General features: G+C 49.8%; 2 protein-coding genes. Both read right to left on the bottom strand.

Annotated elements, in window-relative coordinates; genetic code table 11:
- Positions 1-187: 187 nt before the first annotated feature.
- The gene (locus Q0J41_RS05255; protein ID WP_296227066.1) at positions 188-934 is read right to left on the bottom strand and encodes an amino acid ABC transporter ATP-binding protein; all 747 of its coding nucleotides are present in this window, start codon (positions 932-934) and stop codon (positions 188-190) included.
- 20 nt (positions 935-954) lie between these two features.
- On the bottom strand, positions 955-2412 hold the full coding sequence (locus Q0J41_RS05250) for an ABC transporter substrate-binding protein/permease (RefSeq protein WP_296227064.1): 1458 nt from the start codon (positions 2410-2412) through the stop codon (positions 955-957).
- Positions 2413-2837: the final 425 nt, after the last annotated feature.

The following is a 2837-nucleotide window of genomic DNA, read 5'->3' as shown; positions in this document are numbered from 1 at the left end:
TTGTTTACGACATCATGTGTCCAAAGCAGTCACGGCATTGGCTTCATCTCCACTTTACATAGTAAAAGAAAAAGTGTTGAACGACTACTCCGTCGAGTAATCATCCAACACTAGATTAGTATGTTTTATTGGCTAAACTATTGAATTTTCAAGGTACAAGCCCACTTTTGCAAGTGGGAAGTTTAAGTTAGATATTCAAAACCTTGTTCAAGAAGTTCTTGGTTTCTTCTTCCCGCGGGTGGTCGAAGATTTCTTCCGGCGTCCCCAGTTCCTTGATCACGCCGCCGTAGAAGAAGGCAACCTTGTCAGCCACCTGCTTGGCGAAGCCCATTTCGTGGGTCACCACGATCATGGTCATCCCTTCCTGGGCCAGCTTCTTCATAACGTTCAAAACGTCGCCGACCATTTCCGGGTCCAGGGCACTGGTCGGTTCGTCAAAGAGCATGATATCCGGCTTCATGGCCAGGGCCCGGGCGATGGCTACCCGCTGCTGCTGGCCGCCAGACAGGGTGGTTGGCTTGACGTCGGCCTTGTCGTCCATGTTGACCATCTGCAGGTATTTGTGGGCTTCCTTGATGGCCGTTTCCTTGTCTTCCTTGCCCAATTCGACCGGAGCCAGGATGATGTTTTCCAGGACGGTCATATTCGGGAAGAGGTTGAAGTGCTGGAAGACCATGCCGATGTTTTCCCGGATCTTGTTGATGTCCGCTTTCGGGTCAGCCAGGTCGTAGCCGTCAACGAGGATGTGGCCCTTTTGGAACTCTTCCAGCTTGTTGATGCAGCGCAGGAAGGTACTCTTCCCGGAGCCGGAAGGGCCGATGATGCAGACTACTTCACTTGGCAGGACGTTCAAGTTGGCACCCTTGATGACTTCGTGGACGCCATCGTAGCTCTTGTGCAGGTCGGTTACCTGAACCTTGTATTCTTCTTCCATGGAAAAAGCCTCCTTATTAACTAATGTTGCATCTTCTTTTGAATGTAGTTAGACAGCCAAGTAAGCAGGGTGATGATGATCAGGTACATTACGGCGATGATCAGCCACATCTTGAAGCCCTGGAAATTCTGGGCGATCAAGGTAGTCCCTGTTTGGGTTAAGTCCATGACCCCGATGGCAGACAGGATGGAAGTGTCCTTAAGGGTGATGATGAACTGGTTGACCAGGGATGGGATCATCAGCTTGAAACCTTGCGGGGCAACAACCTTCCAGAGGGCCTTGTAGTAAGGCAGACCCAGGGACCGGGCAGCTTCCCACTGGCCCACGTCAACTGATTCGAAGCCCCCGCGGACGATGGCCCCGATGTAGGCCCCTTCGTCCAGCATCAAGGTCAAGATGCCGGCAGTAAAGAGGGGCAGCTTGTGGCCCAGCAAAGTCGGCATGCCGATGTAGATGAAGAAGGCCAGAACCATCATTGGAATACCACGGAAGATGTAGATGATTACGTTGGCCAGGCCATGCCAGAACTTGTGCTCAGCGATCCCCATGATCCCAAGCACGAGGCCGAAGGCCAGGGCGGCCAGGATGCCGACGATAGCCAGTTCGATGGTCATCCATAAACCCTGTATAAGAGCGCCGGCGTTATCCTTGATCAGGCCAAAAATTGAAGTATCAGCTACAATTTGGCTCTTAACCGCCTTTTTGCTAGTGTACTTGTTGACGATCTTCTTTAAGCGGCCGGTCTTCTTCAGCCAGGCCAGACCGTCGTTGAACATCTTGAGGAGTTCCTGGTTCTTGCCTTTTTTAACGGCAAAAGCCAGAGGGGCATTGGCCACTTGCTTGCCGACGATGCGCAGGCCAGTCCCGTTGGCAATCCCGTAGCGCAGGGACGGACCATCATCAAAGCAGGCGTCAGCGTTGCCGGCCTTGACGTCAGCCCAGGCAGTGTTGGAGTTGGTGTAGTACTTTAGCTTGAAGCCGTACTTCTTTTGAATGGACTTGGCATAGATGGCTGAGGTGGTCCCGGTCTTGACGTTGACCGTCTTGCCTTTAAGGTCCTTCAAGCTGGAAATCTTGCTGTCCTTGGCCACGGCCAGGCAGACCCCGTCAGTGTAGTAGGAATTGCTGAAGTCGATGGTCTTCTTTCTTTCTTCAGTAACGCTCATGCCGGCGATCATCCCGTCGATCTGGCCGGATTGCAGGGCCTGGACGTCGGCGTTGAAGGACATGATCTTCAGCTCGTACTTGAACTTTTCGTGCTTGGCGATTTCCCGGAGGATTTCGATGTCGATCCCTGGGTTCTTGCCATTGTAGGTACCATCCTTGTCTTGGATTTCAAAGGGCTTGAAAGTCTGGTCGGTACCGATAATGTAGGTCTTCTTGCTGGCAGCTTGAGCCTTTGGCGCCGTCAAGAAGAGAGCGGCGATCAGTAGGCTGACTGGCAGCAAGAGAAGTTTGCGAAGCTTCTTTAAATGCATGTTATCTTTTCACCCTTTTTCATAAATAGTTTCTTCTGCTAAAAAAACAGATTGTCAATATTGTATCACGCTTTTAAGGAATGGGTCATTTTATGCAGCTTATCTTCGGCCAAAAGCAACCGGTACCAATTTTCTTTTTAAAGTGAGAGCTGAAAAATACTTAAGATAATTCATTCTGAGCGGCCAAAAAATAACTAAACAAGGAATTTAACCTAAATAAAAAAGCCCCCGCGGGGCAATGTCATTAAGTTAAGGCATTGACTTTGAACAGGGAACCGCTTTAGGACACTCATCTAAGTTGAAGTGCCCTACAATTGTTAGACATAGACATCTAACGATTGTGGGGTATTTTTATGACCAAATATTCATCCGAACTAAAAATACAAGTTGCTTCTGATTATCTTAATGGCAGAGGCTCATACAAT

The organism is uncultured Lactobacillus sp., assembly GCF_944327175.1.
Lineage (GTDB): Bacteria > Bacillota > Bacilli > Lactobacillales > Lactobacillaceae > Lactobacillus.
The sequence above is the reverse complement of the archived record's forward strand: the minus strand, read 5'-3'. Positions and strand labels throughout refer to the sequence as shown.

What these genes read in the sequence shown, in the direction of transcription:
- Q0J41_RS05255 (WP_296227066.1), bottom strand. Translation starts at nt 934, where the DNA reads ATGGAAGAAGAATACAAGGTTCAGGTAACCGACCTGCACAAGAGCTAC.
- Q0J41_RS05250 (WP_296227064.1), bottom strand. Translation starts at nt 2,412, where the DNA reads ATGCATTTAAAGAAGCTTCGCAAACTTCTCTTGCTGCCAGTCAGCCTA.